The organism is Thermovirga sp., assembly GCF_017656375.1.
Lineage (GTDB): Bacteria > Synergistota > Synergistia > Synergistales > Thermovirgaceae > Thermovirga.
This window is the reverse complement of sequence record NZ_JACDOB010000064.1, coordinates 1-3,465: the sequence shown is the minus strand read 5'-3', so window position 1 is coordinate 3,465 and position 3,465 is coordinate 1. Positions and strand designations below refer to the sequence as shown.

Sequence of the window (3,465 nt, the reverse complement as noted above, 5' to 3'; positions counted from 1 at the left end):
TCCATGCGGGCAAGGGCAAATTTGTGGAACTCTTCGTCAAAGTCTGCTACGCCATTTTTCACTACCACTACCGGCATATCCCTGTTGCAGAGGTCCCCCACGGTATCCATGACACATATGGAAGTACACACACCTGTAACCCACACTTCGCCAGGAGCCAGGCCCTCAAGGATTTTTTCCAGGTCGGTGTCGAAAAAACCAGAGAACCGCTTCTTTTCAACCACTACGGCTCCCTCATTTGGAGCCAGTTCCGGTATCACCTCAGCTCCCCACGTGCCTTTGACTGCATGGGGTGGAAACCTCTCAAATTCCTTGTCATCTTTTTCGTGGGCATCTGCCAAAAAGATAACGCCTTCTTCCTTAGCCTGGAAATCGTCCACAAGGGATTTCACAATAGGGATTATCTCCCTGGAACTTTCGCCGCAAAACAACACACCCTTAGGGTCAACAAAATCATTGAGCATGTCCACAACTAAAAGAATTCTTTTCATTCCAACCCCTCCCAAAACTTCTCCGTGCTCCTTTTAAATTTAATTTTAACACACCATCTGGGTAAAGACATTCAGAAGCCCCAATAATAGTGAATGCATGCACAAATCCTTGAAATAGCAAGACTTGCAAAACCCTTGACCTTTTCATCCTCGAAGGATAGCCTTTGTTTGGTAGCAATAGTGCTTTTGTTCACATAAAAATTGCCTTTTTGTTTATTACTCAATCTCATGTGGCGAGGGCGCTTAAGTATCAAAAGGAGGGATCTTTTATGGACCTAGCAAAATTAATAAGCACTATTAACGGGTTTCTTTGGGGTAATCTGCTTCTTTATCTTCTTTGTGGAACTGGGATCTTCTTTACTATCATGCTTCGTTTCGTTCAAATAAGGAAACTGAAGGACATCTTCTCCTACACCTTCGGCGGTTTTTCCATAAGCGGCGAAAAAGCAGGCAAGGAAGGTATGTCTTCATTCCAGTCTTTGGCCACTGCTGTGGCAGCCCAGGTAGGGACAGGCAACCTTGCTGGAGCCGCTACTGCTATAGCGTCCGGTGGGCCTGGGGCTATTTTCTGGATGTGGCTCAGTGCATTCTTCGGCATGGGCACCATCTTCGCAGAGGCGGTCCTTGCTCAGACCTTCAAGGTAAAAGACGAAGACGGCCAGGTTGTAGGTGGCCCTGCCTATTACATAAGCAAAGGTGTAGGCAGCAAGGCAATGGCCGGCTTCTTCGCCGTAGCCATCATCTTTGCCCTTGGCTTTGTGGGAAACATGGTCCAATCCAATTCCATTGGGGACGCCTTCGCAACGGCATTTAATATTCCCAGCATATATGTGGGCATAGGAATAGCGTTATTGGCCGGTTTGATATTCTTCGGTGGCATAGGACGAATTGCGTCAGTTACGGAAAAAGTAGTTCCAATTATGGCAATTTTTTACATCATAAGTGGACTTGTGGTCCTTGGGATATATGCAGAGAACATTTTGCCCAGCCTCAAAATGATCTTCCAGGGAGCTTTCAATCCTAAGGCAGCTACCGGCGGTATCATAGGCGCAACAGTAAAAGAAGCCGTGAGGTACGGCGTGGCCCGCGGGCTTTTCTCCAACGAGGCTGGCATGGGTTCCACTCCTCACGCCCATGCAGTCGCCAAAGTTAAACACCCCGCCCAGCAGGGTCTTGTGGCAATCATGGGTGTTTTGATCGATACTTTCGTCGTTCTCAACATAACTGCCTTAGTTATCTTGGCGACTGGCTCTCTCGACGGCCAGACAACTGGTATTGCCCTTACACAGGCCGCGTTTGCAAAAGCCTTCGGTCCTTTGGGCAATCCCTTCGTGGCCATATGCCTCTTCTTCTTTGCCTTCTCAACCATTATAGGCTGGTACTACTTCGGAGAGAGCAATATAAGGTTCCTCTTCGGAGTAAAAGGCTTGACTCCATATAGGGTACTCGTCATGCTCTTCATCGTCCTCGGCTCAACCCTCAAGGTCAACCTGGTCTGGGAACTTGCTGATACTTTTAACGGCCTCATGGTAATACCCAACCTCATAGCGCTTCTTCTGCTCTCGAAGGTTGTAATAAAAACCCTAAAAGAATACGAATCAGGAATAAATTCCTAAGAATCTCATCATAATTGGAGGGCATGGTTTTGTAGCTGCCAAGCCCTCCAATTTTTATCCTCTTTTTCCTTGTTTGTTCATTACCACCGCCTGCTGTGATTGGAAAAGTCGATAATGGATTGCACTTTGACTAATTCTTGATTAATCACCATATTAAAGTATATATTAACAATACAATCAGCAAGCATTTATAAAGTTACCTGCAGGTGGTGGCTAATTTTGTTTTTTGACTTATTGTATAACTCTACTTTACTAATAAGCGCTGCAGCCCTGTATGATATGCTACATGCCTATCAAAAGGCAAGAAATCGTTGGGGCAATTTCCTAATGGGAATTGCTTTTGGCGCAATTACTGTAATCGGCATGAGGTTCTCCGTGGAATATTCTTCTGGACTCATCTACGATGGCAGGACTGTCATACTTTCCGTGGCCGGGCTGTTTGGTGGCTGGTTGCCTGGGGTTACGGCTGCCACATTGGCAACTTTATACCGCCTTTATTTAGGAGGTATTGGCACATACGCAGGAGTTGCTTCTATATTCAGCGCCGTACTCTTAGGGATGCTTTATCATAACTACCTAAAAGGCAACACTAGCAGATTAAAGCCACACGAACTTTTAGCCTTCGGGCTTGTAGTTCATATGATTGTCTTGCTGTGTCAGGTGTTTTTTCTCCCCTGGCCTTTGGGTCTTAAAGTCGTTCGCGATATAGGTTTGCCATACATGATAATCTTGCCCCTGGCCACAATGATAACAGGGCTCCTTCTCAGCAAAGCAGAGCTACGTCGAAAACTTGAGGCAGAAAGAGACCAAACAGTTCGAAAATTGAGAGATGCCATGACCCCTATGGTTAAAGTTTTGGTCAAAGTCGTTGAGAGCAAAGATTCATATACCGCGAACCATCAAAGTAGGGTGGCTGAACTGGCTAGCGCAATTGCTGAAGAGATGGGGTTGCCAATGGCTCGAATTGAAGGCCTCCGTTTAGCTTCCATGGTACACGATATTGGAAAAATCCAAATACCTTCCGAGATCCTTAACAAGCCAGGCAAACTCTCAGATATAGAGTTTGAACTAATTAAAACACATGTCACAGCAGGCTATGATATCCTCAAAAACGTAGATTTTCCATGGCCTATTGCAAGAATAGTTTTAGAACACCACGAACGAGTAAACGGATCAGGTTACCCTAATGGCTTGACCGGAAAGGAGCTTCTATTGGAATCCAAAATTTTGGCTGTGGCCGACGTAGTAGAAGCCATGTCCAATAACCGCCCTTACAGGCCAGCCATGGGAATAGACGCAGCCCTTGCTGAGATAGAAAAAAACAAAGGCGTCCTATACGACCCAGAAGTAGTAGATGC

Annotated in this window: 3 protein-coding genes; 2 read left to right on the top strand and 1 reads right to left on the bottom strand. The window is 45.9% G+C overall.

Going from position 1 to position 3,465, the window contains the following annotated elements:
• On the bottom strand, positions 1–491 hold a 491-nt coding region (locus H0Z23_RS08735), incomplete at its 3' end, for an isochorismatase family cysteine hydrolase (RefSeq protein ID WP_296869063.1).
• 269 nt (positions 492–760) lie between these two features.
• Here H0Z23_RS08735 and H0Z23_RS08730 point away from each other — a divergent pair.
• The gene (locus tag H0Z23_RS08730) at positions 761–2,107 is read left to right on the top strand and encodes a sodium:alanine symporter family protein (RefSeq protein WP_296869062.1); all 1,347 of its coding nucleotides are present in this window, start codon (positions 761–763) and stop codon (positions 2,105–2,107) included.
• A 219-nt stretch (positions 2,108–2,326) separates the two neighbouring features.
• Positions 2,327–3,465: HD domain-containing phosphohydrolase (locus tag H0Z23_RS08725; RefSeq protein ID WP_296869061.1), on the top strand; the 1,139-nt coding region annotated here is incomplete at its 3' end.